21 protein-coding genes and 1 pseudogene are annotated in these 20,992 nt (G+C 67.3%); 19 read left to right on the top strand and 3 right to left on the bottom strand.

Translation table 11 applies throughout. From position 1 onward, the window contains the following. Window positions 1–8 precede the first annotated feature (8 nt). Genes ACFQPD_RS01575 through ACFQPD_RS01565 form a run of 3 tightly spaced genes read left to right on the top strand, consistent with a single transcriptional unit; the run spans window position 9 to window position 3,125 of the window. A complete protein-coding gene (locus tag ACFQPD_RS01575) occupies window positions 9–749 on the top strand; it encodes a hypothetical protein (RefSeq protein ID WP_385897707.1) in 741 nt (246 codons plus the stop codon). Beyond that, window positions 746–1,669, top strand: a complete 924-nt coding sequence (locus tag ACFQPD_RS01570) for a hypothetical protein (protein WP_385897704.1) — start codon at window positions 746–748, stop codon at window positions 1,667–1,669. The genes ACFQPD_RS01575 and ACFQPD_RS01570 overlap by 4 nt, the downstream gene beginning before the upstream one ends. A 10-nt stretch (window positions 1,670–1,679) precedes the next feature. Continuing rightward, complete coding sequence (locus tag ACFQPD_RS01565) at window positions 1,680–3,125, top strand: hypothetical protein (protein ID WP_385897701.1); 1,446 nt, start codon at window positions 1,680–1,682, stop codon at window positions 3,123–3,125. A 207-nt stretch (window positions 3,126–3,332) separates the two neighbouring features. Here the strand turns inward: ACFQPD_RS01565 and ACFQPD_RS01560 are convergent, their stop codons facing one another. Then, the gene (locus tag ACFQPD_RS01560) at window positions 3,333–4,448 is read right to left on the bottom strand and encodes a DUF4062 domain-containing protein (RefSeq protein WP_385897700.1); all 1,116 of its coding nucleotides are present in this window, start codon (window positions 4,446–4,448) and stop codon (window positions 3,333–3,335) included. Between the two features lie 137 nt (window positions 4,449–4,585). On the opposite strand from ACFQPD_RS01560, the gene ACFQPD_RS01555 reads away from it, so the two are divergent. Next, the gene (locus ACFQPD_RS01555; RefSeq protein WP_385897698.1) at window positions 4,586–4,732 is read left to right on the top strand and encodes a hypothetical protein; all 147 of its coding nucleotides are present in this window, start codon (window positions 4,586–4,588) and stop codon (window positions 4,730–4,732) included. A gap of 10 nt (window positions 4,733–4,742) precedes the next feature. On the opposite strand, the gene ACFQPD_RS01550 is transcribed toward ACFQPD_RS01555, so the two are convergent. After that, complete coding sequence (locus tag ACFQPD_RS01550; protein ID WP_385897696.1) at window positions 4,743–5,264, bottom strand: hypothetical protein; 522 nt, start codon at window positions 5,262–5,264, stop codon at window positions 4,743–4,745. Window positions 5,265–5,704: 440 nt separating this feature from the next. Between ACFQPD_RS01550 and ACFQPD_RS01545 the strand changes: the two genes are divergently transcribed. From ACFQPD_RS01545 to ACFQPD_RS01505, 9 genes and pseudogenes are all read left to right on the top strand, one after another. Next, window positions 5,705–5,968 (top strand): hypothetical protein, encoded by a 264-nt coding sequence (locus ACFQPD_RS01545; RefSeq protein WP_385897695.1) that lies wholly within the window; start codon window positions 5,705–5,707, stop codon window positions 5,966–5,968. Window positions 5,969–6,081: 113 nt separating this feature from the next. After that, window positions 6,082–6,675, top strand: a pseudogene (locus ACFQPD_RS01540) (SCO6880 family protein); the annotation flags it as partial. Between the two features lie 49 nt (window positions 6,676–6,724). Then, window positions 6,725–7,114 carry a hypothetical protein gene (locus ACFQPD_RS01535; protein ID WP_385897872.1) on the top strand — a complete coding sequence of 130 codons (390 nt, stop codon included), beginning with the start codon at window positions 6,725–6,727 and terminating at the stop codon, window positions 7,112–7,114. A 39-nt stretch (window positions 7,115–7,153) separates the two neighbouring features. Next, window positions 7,154–8,233 (top strand): NlpC/P60 family protein, encoded by a 1,080-nt coding sequence (locus ACFQPD_RS01530; RefSeq protein WP_385897692.1) that lies wholly within the window; start codon window positions 7,154–7,156, stop codon window positions 8,231–8,233. A gap of 615 nt (window positions 8,234–8,848) precedes the next feature. Next, window positions 8,849–9,262, top strand: a complete 414-nt coding sequence (locus ACFQPD_RS01525; RefSeq protein ID WP_385897690.1) for a hypothetical protein — start codon at window positions 8,849–8,851, stop codon at window positions 9,260–9,262. Window positions 9,263–9,305: 43 nt separating this feature from the next. After that, entirely contained in the window at window positions 9,306–9,824 is a 519-nt protein-coding gene (locus ACFQPD_RS01520) for a hypothetical protein (protein ID WP_385897688.1), read from the top strand. A gap of 361 nt (window positions 9,825–10,185) precedes the next feature. Further along, entirely contained in the window at window positions 10,186–10,644 is a 459-nt protein-coding gene (locus ACFQPD_RS01515; protein WP_385897687.1) for a hypothetical protein, read from the top strand. Beyond that, window positions 10,641–12,104: a type IV secretory system conjugative DNA transfer family protein gene (locus tag ACFQPD_RS01510; RefSeq protein WP_385897685.1), complete on the top strand. Its 1,464-nt coding sequence runs from the start codon at window positions 10,641–10,643 to the stop codon at window positions 12,102–12,104. The genes ACFQPD_RS01515 and ACFQPD_RS01510 overlap by 4 nt, the downstream gene beginning before the upstream one ends. Continuing rightward, window positions 12,094–12,633, top strand: coding sequence for a hypothetical protein (locus ACFQPD_RS01505; RefSeq protein ID WP_385897683.1), 540 nt, complete (start codon window positions 12,094–12,096; stop codon window positions 12,631–12,633). Before ACFQPD_RS01510 ends, ACFQPD_RS01505 begins: the two co-directional genes overlap by 11 nt. 172 nt (window positions 12,634–12,805) lie before the next feature. Here the strand turns inward: ACFQPD_RS01505 and ACFQPD_RS01500 are convergent, their stop codons facing one another. Continuing rightward, window positions 12,806–13,492 carry a hypothetical protein gene (locus tag ACFQPD_RS01500; protein WP_385897681.1) on the bottom strand — a complete coding sequence of 229 codons (687 nt, stop codon included), beginning with the start codon at window positions 13,490–13,492 and terminating at the stop codon, window positions 12,806–12,808. Between the two features lie 160 nt (window positions 13,493–13,652). Between ACFQPD_RS01500 and ACFQPD_RS01495 the strand changes: the two genes are divergently transcribed. From ACFQPD_RS01495 to ACFQPD_RS01470, 6 genes are all read left to right on the top strand, one after another. Continuing rightward, window positions 13,653–15,017 (top strand): IS1380 family transposase, encoded by a 1,365-nt coding sequence (locus ACFQPD_RS01495; RefSeq protein WP_385897859.1) that lies wholly within the window; start codon window positions 13,653–13,655, stop codon window positions 15,015–15,017. Window positions 15,018–15,290: 273 nt separating this feature from the next. Continuing rightward, window positions 15,291–16,337 (top strand): ArdC-like ssDNA-binding domain-containing protein, encoded by a 1,047-nt coding sequence (locus tag ACFQPD_RS01490; protein ID WP_385897680.1) that lies wholly within the window; start codon window positions 15,291–15,293, stop codon window positions 16,335–16,337. A gap of 617 nt (window positions 16,338–16,954) precedes the next feature. Next, a complete protein-coding gene (locus tag ACFQPD_RS01485) occupies window positions 16,955–18,286 on the top strand; it encodes a hypothetical protein (protein ID WP_385897678.1) in 1,332 nt (443 codons plus the stop codon). A gap of 165 nt (window positions 18,287–18,451) precedes the next feature. Next, the gene (locus tag ACFQPD_RS01480; RefSeq protein WP_385897676.1) at window positions 18,452–19,045 is read left to right on the top strand and encodes a nucleotidyltransferase family protein; all 594 of its coding nucleotides are present in this window, start codon (window positions 18,452–18,454) and stop codon (window positions 19,043–19,045) included. Further along, the gene (locus ACFQPD_RS01475) at window positions 19,045–19,446 is read left to right on the top strand and encodes a HEPN domain-containing protein (protein WP_077343723.1); all 402 of its coding nucleotides are present in this window, start codon (window positions 19,045–19,047) and stop codon (window positions 19,444–19,446) included. Before ACFQPD_RS01480 ends, ACFQPD_RS01475 begins: the two co-directional genes overlap by 1 nt. Window positions 19,447–20,218: 772 nt before the next feature. Continuing rightward, entirely contained in the window at window positions 20,219–20,974 is a 756-nt protein-coding gene (locus ACFQPD_RS01470) for a carboxymuconolactone decarboxylase family protein (protein ID WP_385897673.1), read from the top strand. The last annotated feature ends 18 nt before the right edge of the window (window positions 20,975–20,992 follow it).

Genomic DNA, 20,992 nt, shown 5'->3' with positions numbered 1-20,992 from the left:
CGCACAGCGTGGCAGAGCTTCGTGAGGCGTGGCGCGCGATCGAGGGGGGCGAGTTCGCCCACCGGCCCCGATCCGCGCCCACAGCCCGAAGCGCCGCGACCGTCTGGACGCCGGCGCCAAGTGAGCGGGTGGTCGCCGTCGTGGGCTGCGCCGGCGGAGTGGGGGCGTCCACGGTGGCGCTGGCGCTGGCCACCGCAGCCGCAGTGCCGGCGCGGGTGGTGGAATGCTGCCCGCCGTTGGCGTCCGGCTTCTCGGCCGCGGCCAATGCCGAACTGGGAACTTATGGCCCGTGGCGCCGCGGCAGTCGTGGCGACGTCCTGTTGGAGCGCCCTATCGCGGACGAGGCGATCGTGCCGGTTCCGACCGAGTCATCGGTCGAGTGGACGTTCGTGGACACCAACTGGACTTCTGGGTCAGGAACGGGCACGGGGTGGCTCGGGTCAGTACTGCGCACACTGGACGACGTCATCCTCGTCACGGATGCCACGGTGCCCGGGGTCCGCCGCCTGGAGTCCTGCGCCGAGCTCTTGGGCCGCGACGCGTTCGGGGTGGTCCGGGGACCCACATTCAAGCGGTGGCCGCGTCCGGTCAAGGTCGTTGCGGCCGGGATACCCGCGCTCGTGCACCTGGCGGACTTTCCACTCGACTCTCGCCTGCAGGTCACCGGCCTGACTCCCGACCCGCTGCCCGCCCCGCTGCTCGAGGCGGCCCAGAACGTACTCGCCCTCCTCCGAAAGGAACCGACATGAACCCTCTGCTCGTCCCGCTGAAGATCTGCCCGGTGGCGCCCACGGGCGTCGCCGCCTACACCGACCAGATCTCCGGCATGGTCCTGTGGTCCGTGCTGTGGCTGTTCCGGCGTCGCCCGCCCCGCCCGACGAGCTCAGCCGAGGTCGTCCCTCTCTCGCGCACTCAGATGCTGGGCGTCCTCGCGGGGCTGCTGCTGGTGGGCGGCGTCCTGCTGTACGGGTTGGGCTACACCTTGGTCTCCGGCTTCTCGGCGGGAACCGCGCGCGACGGCGTCCAAAGCAGCGCTCATTCAGACGTCGACCCTGCCCAGCGGCGAGACCTCATCGCCGCAACGCCGATGGCCGAGGTGGCCCAGGACGCCGGCCTCACGCCGGGGGTGGCGATCTCCCTGACTCCCGCGATCAGGCTGCCCGATGCCACGACAGTCGGCGCGAGCGGTGTGCCGTCCGGCTTCCCGCACACCCCCGAGGGTGCGGCCGGCCAACTGGCGGCCATCGAGGTGCGCGTGCTGTCCGCGATGTCGCTCCCGTTGGCCACCGAGGTCTACCGCGACTGGGCGATGCCCGGCGGAGTCGGCGCCGCCGACTGGTCCCAGACCCGCAACGTGCAGTCCTTCCTGACCCACGCCCGACAGTCGTCGAACCAGTTGGACCCCGGCACCCTGGTCAGCGTCACCCCCGCGGCTATCCAGATCAAGGGGACCGACGGCCCTGACTGGGTGGTCGCCTGCGTGCTGCTCGACGTGCGCGCCGCACTGAAAGCGGAGGCCCGCATGGGCTACGACACCTGCGAACGCATGCAGTGGACCGGCGGCCGATGGCTGATCGGCCCAGGCGCCCCACCCGTCCCGGCCCCCTCGACCTGGCCCGGTTCGGACGCCTCCGTCGAGGCCGGCTGGCAGCCGGTCGCCTCCAACTGAAGGAGCACCCATGCCCATCGATCCGTTCGGCCTGCTCGGCTCGGCCATCGCCAACGTGGTGACCGACAGCTTGACCGCGGCCATGCTCGCGCTGTGGAACGCTGGCCTGTGGGTGCTCCGTGCCGTCCTCGAACTTGAGGACGCGATCCTCACCCCGAGCCTCGGCGAAGACGGACCCGTCGGCGAGCTGTACGCGACCACCTTCTGGATCGCCCTCGCGCTGGTCGGGATCCTCATGCTCGTCCAGGTCGGCGTCGCCCTCGGCAAGCGGGACGGGCACAGCATCGGCCGGCTCCTCGTCGGCGCAGCCCAGTTCGGCTTCGTGTGGTTCGCGTGGGTGGGCTACGGCGTCACCCTGGTCGCCGCCTGCAGCGGCCTGACCAAAGCCCTCATGCAGTCACTGCTCAACGTCACCCGCTGGAGCGAGTGGGAACCCTGGGAACCGTTCACCGCCAGCGACATCACCAACGGCACCGTCGCCGTCATCCTCGGCATCATGGGGATGCTGCTGTGGCTCGCCGCGATCGGACACACCCTGGTGATGGTGGCCCGAGCCGCCTCCCTGCTCGTGCTGGCCGCGGTCACCCCCATCGCGGCGGCCGGGCTGGTCACCGACTTCGGACGCGGCTGGTTCTGGAAGTCGTTCCGCTGGTTCCACGCCGCCGCCCTCACCCCGCCCCTGATGGTGCTCGCGCTCGGCATCGGCGTGAGGATCACCACCGAGGTTGCGGTCGGCGGTGAGGACGATGTCCTCAAGTCGATCGGGACGGCGTTCGTCGGCGTCGTGCTCATCTGCGTGTCGTCCTTCTCCCCGTTGGCGCTCTACAAGCTGTTCGCGTTCACCGATCCGGGCAGCACGTCCGGGTCCGCCTTGCGCGCGGGGCTGGCAGCCGCCGGTGGCATCGGCGGCGTCCTCGCCGGACGCCAGACCGGCAGCAGCGCCGCCACTACGACCGACGAGGCCGGACGCACCGCGGGCGAGGATGGAGCCGCGGCGACCACGATCGGCCGATTCGCTGCCGGCATGGGCCCCGTCGGTCAGGCGTTCTCCACCGGCATCGGCGTCATGACCGCCGTGGGTGGGACCGCCGCCGCCATGGGCGCCGATCAGACCAACCAGATGGGCGTCGGTCACAACAACTTCCCGCCGGACTACTCGCGCCGCGGGGTCCGGGACGCCTCCGGCCAGCCGAGCAACGGCGGCGGCGACAATGCGCCGGGCGATCCCTTCAACCCGGACGATCCCACCGTGGACAACTTCACCAATGGCCTCGACGGCGGAGACTGGGGAGGCCCACCCCCGGACGTCGCCGCGGCCGGCTCGGCCCCCTCCGGGGCGGGCGCGTCACCGCACGCTGGCAAGCTTGCAGGCGCCGGGTCTGGCGGCGGAGCGGCCGCGAAGGACGCCATCAGCGGCCCCGAAGCGGTGGAGGCCGCCGAGGTGGCGGCGCTATAGCAATCCGAGTGTCGGTGAAGCTTGAGCGGCCTGAAATGTCGCTCTCTCTTGAGCGTCGACCGGCCCCTAATGTCACTCACGAGTTCAGATCCCCGTGGTTCTGAGGGAACTCCTTCACCTTGGTTGGAATGCCCTTGCCAACTGTCTGCAGTGCCGCCCTCAATTCCACTTGGGCGTGGTGATGGCCGCCCCTGGCCTCCAAGCGATCTACGATCGCCGGCGAAATGCGTCAAGCAGTGCGTGTGCGAGCGAATTGGCGACCTCGTCGGCGCCGCGGTCCAATGCCGCAGTCGATACCGCCTCGTCCGGCTCAACGCGAACCGGCTGCGACCCGAACCCTGACATCGATGCGGAAGTCCGGGCGACACCAGTCACCCTGCCCTCGGCCACCATGGAAGTAGTCCCCCCGAGGGCAATCCCGATCGCGACGTCACCGCCGGGCACCATACGAAGGGACCCGATCAGCCGGAGCCCCCCGGCCACAGTCGACCTGAGTGCCGCCTGGTCGAGTATGGAGCCGAGTCCGTCGGCAGGCAGTGACCAAAGCAATGACACTTGTCCAGCGGCGTCAACGCGTGCTGTGGTGAGCGCACCATCGCGTGGCTCGCCCCACCGGCGGTTGTCCGGCTGGGGCAGTTCCACGACAGCAGCGTCGTTGTCGATGAAGGGTTTGGCGCCTGCCGTAATTGACAGCGTCCCTGCGCTTCGCAGCGACGAGACGAGGAGATCGGGCAATTCCCGCAGCTGTCGCATGGACCGGGTTTCGGCGTTCAGCGGTACGACATGCAACTCGAGCCAAGGCGCTGATGTGCTGCTCGTGCCTTGACTTCCCTCCGGGTGCCAGCGGACCTCGACCGGTGCGCGCAGTGGGGAGTACGTGAGCGCTGGCGGCTGCGACTCAAGGCTGCGAAGCGCCTGCACAACCTTGGTCTGCAGATCCGCTACGTCGGTGAACTCAGCATAGAAAGCGCCATGACCGTAATCACCGACAACCCTCGCGAACTGCTCCTGCTCCGGTTCAAACTCGACGTTCTTCTTCCGAAAGACGAGCCGCGGAAGGCCCTTGGCGACGGCCGCCACCCACTCGTCGTGTGTCGCGGACTGCCCTGTCTCCGGAAAGACGTGCCCGTAGTGGGGACCCAGCACGAGCAAGTAGGCGTCGCTGTCGTCAACGCCGCGCAGGCATGCCTCGCGGCTTGGCATCGCCTTCGCCCCGAAGTCCTCGAACCTTCTGGGTTCGTGCCCCAGCGCCATGACCAAACCGGGGAGTGCATCCCGCTCTGCCTCGAGGCCGCGTCGTACGCTGCTGATGAACACCTTCATGAGGCCTCCTGACCGAGCCCGGCTGTCTAGGATGGTGGACTGTTGAAACCGCCACCCTATTGCGGGCAATGACTTTGACGTGGGTCTATCGATGGACGGGAGCAGTTGTGGACGACTTGACGCCCAAGCATGTAAGAGTGCGGGATCGGGACGACATCGGTGACGTGATCCAGTGGGGTAAGAATCTCGGGTCGAACCCAGCGATCTACTGTGCGGTCATCTACTTCCCGGAGACGGGGGAGTGCCGCTTCTACGCAATCGACCAGGTGTCGCGGGTTGAGTAGCGGCCAGTTGTCAACGTCGTGCTGATGCCGACCGCCACGCCGCAGTCAGAAGGGCTATGACTGGAGCCGGATCCGGCGCTCGACGCGACCGGCGTGGGCTCCGCAGCGGGATCTCTATGGCGTCTTGGCCGAACTTGAGCGCGTAGACTGGCGGATCGCCTGTACTCGCGATGTCGACCCAGTGCCATGTGTCGCCCCCCATGCCGACCTCTGTCACGAGAGTCAACGGGCGACGCCATGCGACGAGCGTCCTTGGAGTCATTGACTCCGACTTTCGGTTGAAGCTGACACGCGGCTGATCCCAGACATCGTCGTCGTGCTCCGCGTGCAGGTAGCAAACCGCCGCCTCGGTGACAGCGACGAAGACGTAGCGGGTGCCAGGGACCCCTGCGCCGCTCTCGAAGGCGACGTCCAAGTACAGGTGATCCTCATCGGCAAGAAGTGCTAGCCACCTTGTCACGAGGACGTGCGGCGGCCTGGAGGGGAGTCCGGCTGCCATAAGCACCTCCGCAGCACTGTCCGTATCAATCATTTCGTTCCCCCTCGCTTGTCATGTTCCCGCAAAGCCCCTGGTGTGCACCGTCGGCGCGCCGACTTCGCATGAGGAGCGCACTGAGCTCACACACGGCGGCCTAGATGTACTGACCGCCGAGATGCTCCCGCCGAACCCCCTAAGGGCGGTGTCTGGGGCGTCCAGTGGGACCGTGTCATGTCAGGTTGTTCGCTCGTGAGGTAGCGCGTGGCCGCATGACAACCAGGCAAGGGACGTATCTCGAGGATCGTAGAGACCCCGGATCGTGCACCGCTCAGATGACTTCGTCGGCCACTCCGACCACTGAACGTGACGCTCGTGACTGGCGGACGCATTGCCCACACCCCGACCGGGCACTGAGGTTGTCCACGAGACGGCGCCAGCCGCCGTTATGCCGGCGAGTGGCCTCGTGGTCACCGGACCTGACAGGAAGGCCTCGCATGGATGACTGGACCGACCCATACCCCAACTCCGATGACCTTGACTTGCTCTTGTCGCAGCCCGTGCTTCTGGACGAGGTGTGGGGCGCAGTTGAGGACCGCCTGCGCGTCGCCCGCGCCGGGGCTGCTGCGCAGGCGGAGGCCCCCCGAGTGGGGACGGACATCGAGCAATCCCAGATCTGGGACAGCGTCGACGACGGTCGGGACGCCCTGCATGTCCCGCTCCCGTTCGCGACGCCGCCCGGCGTCGCGCTGACCTTCTGAGCGACTGGCCACGTCATGGCAGCGGTGTACGACGACTACGGCCCGGACCGGGTCGGCTTCTTCTTCGGCTTGACCGGCCCCCGGCTGCCGGCCTGACCCTCGCAGTCATCCCCGTGTTCGTGGCCGCCAACCAGCAACGCTGGCTGCTCGCAGCCCAGCTCGCCGCGATCGCCACCGTGGTGACGGTGCTGGTCGTCGTCCCCGTTCGCGGACGCTCGGCCACCGGGTGGCTCCTCGCCAGCCTCAGCTTCACCGTCGGCAGGGCGTTCGGCTGGACGTCGTGGCGCAGCAAGGCCGCCACCGGAAGGGCCGAAGCCCTTGAGCACGCGGACCTGCCCGGGGTGATGACCGGCATCGAGGTCCACGACGGCGGCCCGAAGGGTCCGGCGCAGACCCGGTACGCGATCATCCAGGACCACGGCCTGCGCACGTGGGCGATGACCGCCGCAATCAGGCACCCCGGCGTCGGCATGGCTGAGGGCGACCGCCGCGACCAGTACGGCCGCGGCCTCACCGAACTCCTCGACGTCGCCGCGCGGGCGTCCCTGATCAGCGATGTCGTGTTCCTGGTTCGCACTGTCCCCGACGACGGGGCAGAGCGGCAGCAGTGGATCGCCGCGCATCGGCGTCCCGACGGCCCCGAGCTGGCCCGGCGGATGAACGACGAGCTCGCCACCGCCTTGACGCGCGCCGCGGTGCGCACTGAGGCGTTCGTCACGTTCGTGGTCCCTGAAACGCGGATCGCGAAGCAGGCCCGTGAGCGGCCTCGAAGCCGTCAAGAGCCTGGACGCCGACATGCGGTTCTCGCGCCGCGACGGCGAGATCCAGTTCGTCGTCGGCCACAAACCCGGCGACATGCTCACCGTCGGCGAGTCGACCTCGGCCGCGACCGCGATCGCCAAGGAACTGCTGAACCTGGCCGACCTCAAGATCCTCCACGGGCAGGACCCCAGCGTCGCCCGCGAACTCGCCGACCTGCTCGAGCTCGGCCCCATCGCGGAGCACCTGATGGCCGACTGGGCCACCCAGCGCAAGGGTCGCGCCCTGTGGTGCGTCGGCAAGCAGATCTACAAGGTGCAGACCGTCCTGCATCCCGCGGCCGCCGCGTTCACGTACACCAACCAGGCCATCGACGGTGCACGGTAGGCGTCGAAGTTCACCAAGGATGACCGAAACGAGCTCACGATGAAGGTTCTTGCCTGGGCACTCGCACTCGCACTCTCACTCGGCGCCCTGCTCACCGTCCCGCTCGCGTTGGTGTTGTTCTTCGCCACGCTCGCCACCCCGGCGGTCGCAGCGAACGCCTGCACCCCGCCTGCGTCCGCGATCGGTCTGCCGCAGCCCGGCAGCCCTCGTCAAGGGAGCCTTCACAACCCTCCGTCCGAGATCCCGGCCGCCGTCCAGGCGCTCTACGAGGCAGCCGCAAACCGGTACGGGCTGCCCTGGACCTTGCTCGCGGGTGTCGGCATGGAGGAGACGAACCACGGCCGCAACAACGCGACGTCCAGTGCCGGCGCTCGCGGCCTCATGCAGTTCATGCCGGCCACTTTCGCCTTCTACGGTGTCGACGGCAACGGCGACGGACGGGCGATCATCACCGACAACGCGGACAGCGTCCACTCCGCGGCCAACTACCTGGTCGCCTCGGGTGCGCTGTCGGGTCCCGACGGCGTCCGGAAGGCCCTGTTCGCCTACAACCATGCGCTTTGGTACGTCAACGACGTCCTCTACTACGCGGCCGCCTACAGAGGTGGCGACGTCGCTGAGAACCCGTGCGTCACCGACGACACAGCCACCTCCGGCACCCCGCTGACCGGGACCGGCCCGGCGACGGACGCCGTCCACGCCGCCCTCCGCTGGATCGGCACCCGCTACAGCTGGGGCGGCGGCACCCCCAGCGGACCTTCAACCGGCATCTGCTGCTCACCCGGCGGCCAGGACGGGCGTGTCGTCACCGGGTTCGACTGCTCGGGACTCGTCTTGTACGCCTACGCCCAGATCGGCGTCCGATTGCCGCACTTGGCTCACGACATCACCTACAACTCGGGCGGTCAGGTCATCCCGAGGGACTTCGCGCAGATGAGGCCGGGAGACGTGATCGGCTTCTCCTACACACCCGGAGGCCGCGTGTTCCACGTTGGTATGTATCTGGGTGACGCCCGCATGGTGAACTCCGACGGCAGCGGCGTCTCCATCGACAGCCTCACCACTGGGTATTACAGCCGCCTCACCTGGCGCGTGGTCCGTCTCTCTGGCGCCCAGTGATGGATCGTGGCGCATGGGCTCAAGGTCACGCGTACGACAACTGCGGATTACCCGGCGGACATCAGCACAAGGATGTCTGGGCGCCGCTTGCCCCAAGGAAGCTCACCTCATGGCCGCGCACGGAGCGTTGAGCTCCGCGAGTCACAGAAGTCCAAGCTTTGCTGCATGGCGGCACCGGAACCGACCGGTGCACTGTCCAATGGCAGCGGCCAGCCTCGTCGCCACCACTCGCGCCCGTTTGCGCGAGATCGCCTCTGGCATCTCTGAGCTGCGGCAGCCGCTGTGGAAACCGCTCCAGGACCAGCCAAGGTGGCCGGAGTGGCTCCCGCGGCGGGATGGACGCTCCCACCTCGCCCGAACGCGCATCAGAGCGCACGCCTCGGCGCGTTGAGATCCCCAGCAACCTTGAATGCTCCAAGGCTAAGTCGACACGCCTGCTCAGCGGTTAGGTCAGCGCTGGCCAGATCTGCACAGACACTGATGAGTGCCCAGTGAGACGCATCACGAGGCGACGAGGGCCACGACCCAAATCGCCCAAGCTTTCAAAGCTTTCAATGGCGCGAGAGGGGTGTAGAGTGATCGCAACCAGTGTCCATGCCCCAAGAGGAGGCAACCATGGCGTTCGAAGTCTTCCAGAAGGGAAGCGCTCCGCTTCCCAGCGTGCCCAGCGTCACGATCCAGAAGAAGGGCCTGTTCTCCCTGAACGAAGCGGCACAAGTCATGCTCGGCAACCCGAAGGCCGTTCAGTTCATGTGGGACCCTGAGCGTCGCGTGATAGGGCTGAAGAGTGTTCCAATCGAAGATCCGAACGCCTATCCAACCAGGCACCAAGGCACGGTTGGAGGACGATCCGGCCGCGGCCCCGTGCTTGTGGCGGGCACGCTCTTCACGAAGTTCATCGATCTGGACACCTCAATAGCGCGAAGGTGGGTTCCAGTGATGGAGGGCGAGGTGTTGATCATCGACTTGAACCAGCCGGGGCAGACGGTGATCGCCAACCGCAACCGAAAGCAGATGGAACAGGAGTAGTCGCTCAATGGCTTCGGATCCACCTTGGCCGAGGGGCAGCCACGTGTTCGTCGATGAGTCAAAGTCTCGCGACTACACCCTCGTGGCGGCCATCGCTGTGCCTAACGACCTGACAGCGGCGCGTAGCGGCGTCTCGCGCCTTCGCCACAAGGGCTCAAGTTCCATCCACATGACCAAGGAAAGCCCTGGTACTAGGAAGCGCATCTTGGCTGGCCTGGGCGCACTGCCTGTCTCGGCGTATGTGGTGCAGTGCGCCAATCCGGGGTTGAGCGAGCTCGAGCGCCGCTTCACTTGCTTGGAGCACCTGCTCGAAAGGTGCGACGAGGCCAGTGTCGCCAGCCTCACCATCGAACTGGACGAGTCCATCCGTAAGCACGAAGAGCAGTTCCTTCTGGAGGCGCGCCGACGGATGGGCCTGTCAGACGAGTTTCGATACCATTGGAGGCGCCGAAACGAGGAGCCGCTGTTGTGGGTGGCCGACGCTGTCGCTTGGAGCTACGTACAAGGGGGTGACTGGCGCAACAGGGCGCGGCCCCTGCTGAGGGGGGCATTCAGGATCTGAACGCGCGAAACCCGGCTCACCAACCTCCGGATGGCTGCCGGGTTCACTTCACCGGAGCTCAACGCTCCGTGCACTCTTAGGGTACTCGTTTGTCGGCCCTTCCGCAACGAGTCTACGAGAGTCGCTGGGCCTTCATGCGCATCTCGCAGGAGGGTCGTTCCTGGAGCAAGGTTGGAGCCCACGCGGAGTCGGACACAGGCGCCAACGCCATGCTAACGGAGGGCTCCGCTTCGCTGCCCTTTGGCAAGCAGCGTCCCACCGGGAACCCCTTATCTAGGTCCTTCACTGTGGTAGTCGTGCAACCCCATTGTCCCCGAAGGCATCCCTCATCCCGTTAGGGAGGGTGAGCATAAGGAGCGACATGCAGCGGGAGCGCGTGCAAGACCAGTACCCATGGACGTGGGAGATTCCCTTGGCCGTCGTCTGCGCGATCGTCGTGCTTGGGGTCGCAGTCTGCCAGGCGGGCCGGTCGTTCGCGAACTGGTTCGCCGGCGCTGGGTGGCGATGGCCCGCCGCGGGCGATCTCGTCACGAGTCTCCCGGGCTTGTTGGCCGGTGACGCGGCCGCCGGAATGTCCGGCGTCCAGCACGCGGCCAGCACCGCCTCCCTTTGGGGGTGGATGACCGTCGTCGGTCTGCTTACGATCACGGCGTCCACCGTCGTCTGCGTGTGGGCGTGGCGCCAGTGGGGGCCGGGGCGGATGCGCGGCATGGCGACGATCACCGAAGCCCACGAACTCCTCGGCGAGTACCGGCTGTTCAAGGTGCGGCACGTGGTCCGACCTGACCTGTACCCCTCAGCCAGGAAGGCCAACAGATGACCGCCGCCCCAGCCGTCGTGCCCCGAACGAACCGGGCCAAGCGCTTCGATCCCGCCCAGGTCGGGTGGCGCATTGGCGTCGGCCACCAGCCGAGGTCGGGGGCGTTGTGGTGCCCTTGGGACCGGACGGCCGGCGTCATCGGCCCGCAGGGGTCCGGCAAGACGCTGGACCTGCTAACGCCGGCGCTCATCCACGCCCCCGGCGCCGCCCTGGTCACGCTCACCAAACCCGATGACCTGCTCCTGTCGCTGCCAGCGCGCTCCAAGGGCGGCCGGCCCTGCGTGGTGTTGGATCCCTTCGGTCTCGTCCCTGGCCTGCCCGAGCTGGTGTGGGACCCGATCGCCGGGTGTGTCGACCGCATGGTGTCCGAACGCCGAGCGAAGGCGTTCACGGCGGGGACCATCCACGGGACGAGCCACGGGTCGGGTGACGCCGCGGCTCGGTTCTACGCCGCCGAGGCCGCGAAGGTGCTGATGGCGTTCTTCCACGCTGCAGCGCTCACCGGCAAGACCCTGGATGACCTTCTGGCGTGGGTCGCCAAGCCGTTGTCGACCTCCCAGCCGGAGGAGATCCTGCCCCGACACCCCCATTCCGATCCCTTGTGGGCGGGTCTCCTGCAAGGCGCGCTGCGCGGAGACGAACGCACGAGCGCCAACACGATCACCACAGTCCAGCAAGCCATGTCGCTCTTCTTCCAGGACGACATTCGGCGCCGCTGTGTGCCGTCAGTGCGGCGTCCGGCCACGAACGTCGCCGACATCATCCGTGAGCGTGGGACCGTCTACTTGCTCGGTCGTGAGGATCCGTACGCATCGGCCTCCCCGTTGATGACCGCGGTGGCCGAGCATGTCCTGGACACAGCGCTCCAGCAGGCCAATGCCAGCCGGCACGGGCGCCTGTGCCCACCCATGCTGGCCTGCCTGGACGAGTTGCCGTCGACCGCGCCGCTTCCGACGCTGCGGACGCGGATGGCGAACGAGCGTGCGCTCGGGTTGTCGTTCATCTATGCGGCCCAGACATTCCGGCAGTTGGCGGCGATCTTCGGCGAGCAGGAAGCGCGAGCCCTCGTGGGTCTCACCAACGTGTTGGTGTGGTTCGGCGGCTCGAAGGACGTGTCGTTCAACCAGGAGGTCTCTGACCTGGTCGGCCGCGTCCGTGTCCCTCGATCCTCGTGGCAGATGGGAGCGGGCAGGGGACGGACGATTCACTCCGAGGAGATCCCGATTCTGCGTCCCGAAGAGCTCCGGCAGCTGCCCAACAAGCAGGCGCTGGTGATCGCGGAGAACGCCCGACCGATCATCGCCCGGCTGCACCGGTGCATCGAGGGACGCGACGGACAACGACTCCTCGCCCAGCAGCGAGCGCTTCGCGAGCAACTCGCCGCGGGAGACACCGGAGTGCGCGACGTGGAGGCGCGGACCGCCGCCGCCCTGGTGGAGGCGCAACGCCATGGCTGGTGACCCGACAAGTCCGGCCGGGCCGCTGGTGTTGGGCTTCCCGGCTCCGGGCAGTCGGGTCCAGAAGGCGTACCACGATCTATGGGAGGCCCAGAACGGCAGCGAGGAGCGCAAGAAGAAGCTGGGCAACCCCGCCAACCTGCCGCGCCCGTGGGACCCGACCACCTGCCTTGACCGCGGCCTGCGCTGGGAGGTCTGGCTGTGGCTCGACCAGGTCGCGGAGTGGATCAACACGGAGTACGTGTGGGAAGGCTCGGGAGGCGGGTGCATCCCTCACTGCTGGCCGCTGCATCCGCACCTCGTCCACGAGCTGGCCGTGGTGGCCGACCAGCGCCGGCGAGCCGGCCACGCGCCGACGTCGGACGTCCTAGAGAACTGGCACCGCTACGTCCTGCCCGGGTTCATCGACCGGATGCGGCAGCGGCTCAAGCAGTCCTGCGACGACGAGCACCAGCCCTGGCCCGCCCGCAGCCACTACACCCGCCACACCAGCGAGGACGCGACGGCGCAGCGGGTGCGCGCCTTCGAGTGAGACTTGGTCGCGTTCGCCCGCGACGAGGATGCACGGTCTCCGCGGCAGCAACCCACACTCCTCGAGGGCGGGGACCTGATCGACCCGGCGACGGGCGAGGTCCTTTACTAGAGCGGCTCGACAACCCCCCGTGCAACGTCTGCCCGGTCGTGGGCCGAGACGCTTTCCGGCATCAAGGGGTTGCGTGCGGGGAGGGTGCTGCTGTCGTCGTGGGAGCCACCGTGGTGGACACTGTGCTCGGTGTCGGGGCGAGTACTCCGGTGTGATCTGCCAGCAGGACGCCAACCTGCAGTGCGACGGCTCCGATGATGAAGGTGAACGCGCCGACGCGATAGAACCACCGGAGCTTGTGGTCGGAGTGCATCACTGCGCCCCCGGCGACCCGCTCGGTGCCGGTGCGGCCAGCCAGGAAGGCGATAAGTCGCCCGACTTTCTGCGGGCTCCGCTGGGTGATGCCTGCGGTCATGTGTGCCTCGGGGAGGTACTGCGCGATGGCCTTTTCGAACTCCTCACCTTCCGAGACGGCTGCCTTCAGCAGGGGGTGGTACCACAGGCGATCTACGAAGTAGAAGGCGTACCAGAGGATCAATCCGAGCACCAGGACGGCGCTGCCGAGGCTGATCGGGCCGAGGGTCGAACCGTCTTTGGCTGCAACTCCTGCGGCCCCAAGTGCGAAGGTGGCGACCGTGAGGGCGAGCCCTCGGATGCGCCACTCGATGTCGTTGAAGTGCTGCTGAACCTCCACTGACGTCTTCCACAGCGAGACGTAGTGCCCCAGCGCCTCGTTGGGGCTCAGGCCCACGGGGTCGGGGGTGGGTCGGCAGCGCCGTCCGGGACACAGACGCTTCTTGTCGGCCATGAGGTGAGCCTAGCCTCGATCGTTCATGGCGGAGTGAGCGACGCGTGCTGTAGATAGGCCGGAGTGCCTTCTGACTACGGGATACTTGGACATGCGACTGTTCAAAACCCCTGAAGCGGAAGGCACTCCGTAGGTGAAGCGTACTTCGTGGTCCACCGGTATGTCCGTGACCGGCGATGGTGGCGCGGTGATCGCCCACCCCGGCAGCATCGGGCTGAGGATGCTGGCCGAGAACACCGGCCTGACCGGAGCCCTGTCGACGGCGATGGCCCGGCGTTCGTTCATCCCCTCGGTGCATGACCGTGGCCAGGTACTGACCGATGTCGCGGTGCTACTCGCCGACGGCGGCGAGGCGATCTCCGACATCGACGTCCTGCGCCACCAGAGGCAGATCTTGGGGCCGGTCGCGTCTGCTCCGACGGTGTGGCGGGCGTTGGACGAGGTCACCGACGCCAGGCGCAGGAAGATCCAGGCGGCCCGGGCCCGCGTCCGTCGCCACGTCTGGGCCCAACTGACAGCCGCTGGCGGTGTCCCGGCCTCGAAGGTCGCCGGGACCGATCTCGGCAGCACGGTGGTGTTGGATGTCGATGCCACGATCGTGGTGACGCATTCGGAGAAGGAGTTGGCGTCGCCGACGTTTAAGAGGACGTTCGGGTATCACCCGATCGGTGTGTGGTGCGACAACACGGGCGAGTTCCTCGCCGCCGCGCTGCGGACAGGCCGGGCCGGGTCGAACACCGCCGCCGACCACATCCAGGTCCTGGGCGAGGCGATCACCCAGATCCCGATGCCGTATCGACGCAACCTGTTGATCCGCTGCGACGGTGCCGGCGCCTCTCACCAGTTGCTGGACTGGCTCCATGCGCAAGGCCAAGTCAGAGGCAGGACGCTGCACTACAGCGTGGGGTTCACGATCGGCGAGAAGGTGCGTGCCGCGATCACCGAACTTCCCGCAGGCTTGTGGTCCCCCGCGCTCACCGCTGAAGGTGAGGTCCGAGAAGGCGGGGACGTCGCCGAACTGACCGGACTGCTGGACCTGACCAGTTGGCCGGCCGGGATGAGGGTGATCCTGCGCCGCGAACGCCCCCATCCCGGGGCTCAACTGTCGCTGTTCGAAGCCCACGACGGGTGGCGGTATCAAGCGTTTGCCACCAACACCACGAGCGGCACTCTGCAGTTCCTGGAGGCCCGGCATCGGGCGCATGCCCGGGTCGAGGACCGGATCCGTCACGCCAAGGATTCTGGGCTGGGACGTTTCCCGTCTCGCGAGTTCGCCATCAACCAGACCTGGCTTGCACTGACGATGATCGCCGCCGATCTGGTGGCCTGGCTCAAGATGCTCGCCCTCGACGGCGACCTCGCCAAAGCCGAACCAAAGGCACTCAGGTATCGGCTGCTGCACGTCCCGGCAAGACTCGTTCACGGCGCCCGACGGCGACGACTGCGTCTACCCAAGACCTGGCCCTGGGTCGAGCACCTGGTGGCCGCGTTCGCCCGGATCGCCGCGATCCCACCACCGCACTGACCCCACCCCGTCCGCACCAAGCCGAGGAAACCTGGAGAACCGCCCACCGGCAGCGTCAGCCGGCCAACAGTCACGCCCTCACCCGGCCCAGTGTTCAGATCGGGCGCCGACAGCCCAGCTGGCAGCTCTCAAGCCGCCTCATGAAAGAGGGAGGCTTATAGGGGCCATGCAGCTTGTCGACTCAGGTGCACCGAATGAGTCGGTCGAGGCTCTACTGGACCACATCGCCAGTTTGCGCGAAGGCCGCGACTGATGGCCGGGTACCGAAGGCCTGTGAGCGAGGCAGAGAGGGCCACGGCTGCGGAGGCTCGGCAAGCGACGCTGGACAAGCTCCACACCAAACTGAGCGATGGAATCCTCGCACTCAACGACCCGCAGGCCTGGCAGGCATGGCTGAAGTTCTCAAGCCAGTTTCACCGCTACTCGTTCGGGAACTCGCTACTGATCATGCTTCAGGACCCGAACGCCACTCACGTCGCCGGCTATCAGGCGTTCAAGGCGATGGGACGCCAGGTGCGCCGGGGGGAGACCGGCATCAAGGTCCTCGCCCCGATCACTCGCCGAGAACCCCGCCTCGACGACGCCGGCCAACCGGTGCGCGACGACCAGGGCCGAGTCGTGCACCGGACACACGTCGTCGGGACGAAGCCTGTCACGGTGTTCGACATCCGGCAGACGGACGGTCCTCCTCTGCCTGACCCCAAGATCGGTGAGGCGACCTTTCTCACCGGGCAGGCCCCCGTCGGACTGTGGGATCGCCTCCAAGGCCTCCTCGAGGAACGGGGATTCGACGTACGTCGCGGCGCGGACCTCGGGGGGCCGAACGGCTACACCGACTTCGGCCGCCGGCTCGTCATGGTCCGCGATGACGTCGACGACGCCCAGGCCGTCAAGACCCTCGCCCACGAAGCCGGTCACGTGATCCTCCACCCAGACCAGCAGGGCCGCGACTGCCGGGGCATCCTCGAAGTGGAAGCCGAATCGGTCGCGTACATGGTGACCAGCGCCCACGGGCTCGACTCCAGTCAGTACACCCTCAACTACGTCGCCGGCTGGGCACTCAACGCGGTTACCGAGCAGCGTGACCTCGCCGACATCCTCCGCAGCACGGGCCAGCGTGTCATTGGCGCCGCAGACCTCATTCTTCAGACCACCCAGCCGGCTCCGACCATCACCGATAGCGCGCTCGATGCTCTGGAAAGTGACATCCGAGTTCAGACCGACCCCACGCGCTGGGAGGCAGCCTCCATCGGCCATGCCATCACCCCGGAGCCGCCGACCGCGCCTTCGCCGGCACTGGTCCCCTCAGTGGGCCGCTGACCATGACGATCGCGATGGACGCGCTCTCCTCACCTGGCCCATGCGACCGCGTTGTGTCCTCGACGCGCCTCTTGCCGCACGATCTCAAGCTGAACGTTGCCCGCGCCTTCTTGTTGCTGCGAGCGGTCGGTGTCGGACTTGCCAGGCCTCACGGCGCCCAGGAGGGAGCCGGACCTGCACGCGTCCCGATCCGCTGGCTCGCCAGTGATCCCGGGGTGGGCCCCGCCTATGCTGAAGGGCAGCGATGGACCCGAGATCCGCGCGGATCTCGGGTTCGGAGCGATTCCCCACGTATTCCCCACGACAAGGTGACGACATGGCGAATGCCCATCATAACTCCTTGTCAGGAGGTCATTATCGGCTGACAGAAGAGCAGCTTCAACTCCTCTCTCGCGCACAAAAGTGCCTCTGACTAGGGCAAATACAGGAGATCGGCGAGAGGTGAGAACCTCTCGCCGATTCTCTGTATCTGGGGCTGGTTCGCCTTTGGCAACGGGTGACACTCGGGGACGCGGTGCCGATCGCCGTCGCGGACAGGCTTCGTACCTGGTTGGGGGATCGTGTTTCCCCACGGGTTCCCCTGGGGAATGACGATCCCATCTCGGTAGGGTGGTTCCATGACCAGAGCCTTCGATGATCCGCACGCAAAGGCAGCGCTGGCGGCGGCGGGCGTCGTCCACAAACCAGGAATGGCCCGGGATGTGCTGCGCGATCTTGCGCCGTTTCTCGCCGAAGAGGGCGTCGATCTGGACCGCCCAGTGGTCCCGGACCTCGAGACCCTCAACGCAGCGCTCGCTCGGGCGACGGCGAGCTACAACCAGAGCCTCCCGGCCGCCCGTCTCCCGAAGCTGACCCAGGCCGATCGCTCCCTTGTGCGCGAGTTCCGGCAATGGCTCCATCGGCAGCCTGAGAGCGCGGCCCCGAGCCCTGGGGATGAGGCCGACCTGTTCAGCGAGCTGCTCCGGGTTGCCCGGCAGCAGAGCATCCGGCTACGCACACCTGCCGGTGTCGAAGATCTCGTCGCACTGCTCCTCGACGATGGCCCGGTGCAGGACGACGCCACGGCTGCCGCCGTTGAGACTCTCCACGACTATGTCCACTTCCAGCGTGAGACCAGCGTGGATCCGGTGGCCTGGGAGGAGATCCACGACCTCTTTGACGATCCGCTTCCGGGAGCCGAGATCCTTGAAGCGGCCATCGTCGAGGGCGATGAGCTTCCTCTGGATGAGCGCAGGGCGGCGCTCGCGGCGACGCAATTGGTTGCGAAGGTGACGGAGCTGTTGAGCTGGGTCGGGTCGGGACGGAAGGTGGCTCCGTCGGGCGGCGTCCGGCGGGCCGACATTGCCACCGCCGCCGGGTTCCTGGGCATCGCGGCGGTGGGCGTAGACAGGATGCCCCGGCACGCTCCCGATACCCCGGCGCTGATCGAGATGGAGCCCGATCCCTCGGCATCCTCTGCCATCCACGCCCGGTCGATGAAGGATGTTCCCCTGTTGCCTTCCTGGTGGCGCGCGCTGATGGTCGCCGAACTGATCGAGGTGAGGGGGACGATGGTGGGGCCGGGACCGTCCGCGGCGGGGTGGACGGCCGAGCCAACTCCACCGCTGGAGGCTGCAGAGACTGTGGTCGGTGTAAGCCTCTGCGAGTACGTCTGTGAGGATATGGGGAACCGATCGGCGATCCATGCGGGCCCCGTGGCCGCGATGACGGTCGCCCGACTGCTCGCGGCCTTGGACTCACAGGTCACGCTTACGCTCGACGACGGAGACGACTTCGACAGGCACATTGACGCTCGGGCCAGGAAGGATCTGGATCGGCTGGCGCGTGTCGGCCTCCTCACGGGGGACACCGATCAGGGATTCGTCGTCCCCGCCGCACTCCGTAGCACTGTGGCCCGCGGCGTCCTGGCGGCCATTGCCGTTCTCGGTGGCGCAACCGATCTCGACTGAGAACTGGGCGTGGGCCGATCGCGAGGGTCCTGTCTCGCTGGGGGTTGGCCTCAGGTGGGGGCGGGTCTTCGGCTTGACGAGCCGGTCGCTTGGGTCTCAGTGGCCTAGCCGCGTGATCACCCCAAGTGACTGGAAGCACAGTCATGTGACAGGTAGACTGGTCATATGCGATTTGAGGCTGCGTTCGGGGGCTTGATCCCGGGTGCGAGCGGGGCGGTGCTGGCCGTGCTGCTGCGTACGGGTGTTCCGCTGACCGGGCGGCAGGTGCATGGCCTGGTCCGCGATCAGTGCAGCCTGTGGTCGGTTCAGCAGGCGCTGGCCTCCCTCGCCGATCTCGGTGTGGTGGAGAGCCGCGCTGTGGGTCGGGCGATGGTTCACACGATCAATGAGGACCACTACGCCATCCAGCCTTTGCGGGTCCTGCTCGATCCGATTGCTGCGCTCCGGGAGGCGGTTCGGGCTGTGGTCGGGTCGAGTGTCGATGCGGTGGTCCTGTTCGGGTCGGTGGCGCGGGGGGAGGCAACGGCCGAGAGCGATGTCGACTTGGCAGTCCTTGCGCCCTCGGGCTGGGAGGGTCGGACGGAACTGGAAGACGCGGTCCGCACTCGGCTGGGCAACGACTGCGATGTGCTGGTGTTCACACCGGAGGAGTTCGGGCGGCTCGCGGGCAGCGGCGAGGAGCCGGTCGTCGCTCAGATCGTCGCTGACGGGGTGGTTCTGCTCGGGTCGCTCCCGCAGGCGACGGTTGGTGTGGCGTGATGGCGACGCTCGAACACCGCAATCACGCACGCAGCTTCCTGAGGAAAGCCGAGGAGTACCTGGCCTCCGCGGAGGCCAATCTGAATGCGGAGCGGTACACCGTTGCTGCGGGGGATGCCATTCACGCGGGCATCTGCGCCAAGGATGCCATCGTCACTCAACTCACCGGTTCGACGGTGAAGGGCAAGGATCACGCGCTTGCCGCGAAGGAGCTTCGTCGGGCACTGGGGCAGCGACCGGACGCCGCCGGTGCCGAGAAGGGACTCCGTGAACTGGTGTCGAACAAGGCTGACGTCGAGTACGGCGTCAGCCTCATGTCTGCTGTGAAGGCTGAGGCGCTCGTCCGTCGCGCTCGGAGCCTGGTCGAGATCGCCGTCCGCGTCGTCCGCCTCAACGGGTGACGGTCGCCGCGCCGATGCCGAACTCCCGTGCCGGCTGCACGGTTGCTACGCTTCCGCCTGTTCCGTTCCATGGCGCCGAGGATGCAGCCGTTGTGCGCCAATCTCGGGATTGCCGTTGACCGCAACGCGCGCAGTGGCGGCTCTACACAATTCCCCACACATTCCCCACGACAAGGTGACGACATGGCTCAGGCCCATCAAAAGACCTTGTCAGGAGGCCATCATCGCTGGATAGCAGAGAGCTTCAACTCCTCTCTCGCGCACAAAAAGCACCTCTGACTAGGGGTTATACAGGGAAAAGGCGGGAGGCGAAAACCTCCCGCCTTTCTCATGTCCCGATGTTGTGACGTGCTGCTGGCAAGGGGGAATGCGTTGCTGAGGTGAGCGGCGGCGCCTCGGGCGGCGCGTTCGTCCCCCACGCGTGGGTCGTGTTCCCCACGCATTCCCCACGTGTTCCCCACGGAATGGCCCAGCCGGCCGTATTGCACGTGACCCCGACGAGGGTTGTCCGGCGGCGTGCGGGTTTCGTGTGGACGACATCCAGGAATTCAGGTGGAGTCAGCCGGCCGCTGGTGGTGGCGGCATGGGGCCCGCCGGGGAGGTCAGCACCGGCGAGGGGCGTACTTGCGACGAGTCTGGGGGGTACTGGCAGTACCCGCACCAACGTGAGCTTGTTCGGCTCGACGGAACCGCGTTGCATGGGAACTGTACGAACGATGAGAGGACCGTGACGCCTGCGGCTCCCACAATCGTTCTGACCAGGAGGAGACCCATGCCCATCACCGACGCCGCGCACACGAAGCACGCGGTGCTGTTCGGTTCCCACACCTCCTCCCTTGCTCGGACGGACCCCGAGTTCGTGGAGGTGTTCGACAACTTCGCGTTCGACGAGGTCGCCTCGCGCAGCCTCCTGCCGGTCCAGCTGCGGCTGGAGGTCACCCTCGCGGCGCTGATCGCGCTGGGCGCGGTGGCGGAGTACCGCGTGATGCTGTGCGCGGCCCTCAACGTCGGGGTCACCCCCGTCGAGGTCAAGGAGGTGGTGCACCACGCCGTGCCCTACTGCGGGCAGGCCCGGGTCTTCGACTTCCTGCACGCCACCAACGACGTCCTGACCGAGCGGGGAATCGAGCTGCCGCTGGAGGCCCAGTCGACCACTACGCCCGCGACCCGCCGGGAGGCTGGCTTCGCCCTCCAGACGGCCATCTTCGGCGACCGGATCCAGGCCGGCTACGACAACGCGCCAGCCGACGAGGTTCACCTCCATGAGTTCCTGAGCGCGAACTGCTTCGGCGACACGTGGACCCGCGGTGGGCTCGACGTGCCGACCCGGGAGCTGCTCACCTTCGCGATGCTGAGCGCCCTCGGCGGCTGCGAGTCGCAGCTGAAGGGCCACATCGCCGGGAACGCCAACGTCGGCAACGGCCGCGCGCTTCTCATCGATGTCGCGACCCAACTGTTGCCGTGGATCGGGTACCCGCGCACGCTCAACGCGCTCGCCTGCGTGCGCGAGGTGCTGCCCCCGGCCTGACCCACCCGGGGGCCCACC

Origin of the sequence: Tessaracoccus sp. O5.2 (assembly GCF_964266725.1) — a bacterium.
GTDB lineage: Bacteria > Actinomycetota > Actinomycetes > Propionibacteriales > Propionibacteriaceae > Arachnia > Arachnia lapidicapta.
The sequence above is the reverse complement of the archived record's forward strand: the minus strand, read 5'-3'. Positions and strand labels throughout refer to the sequence as shown.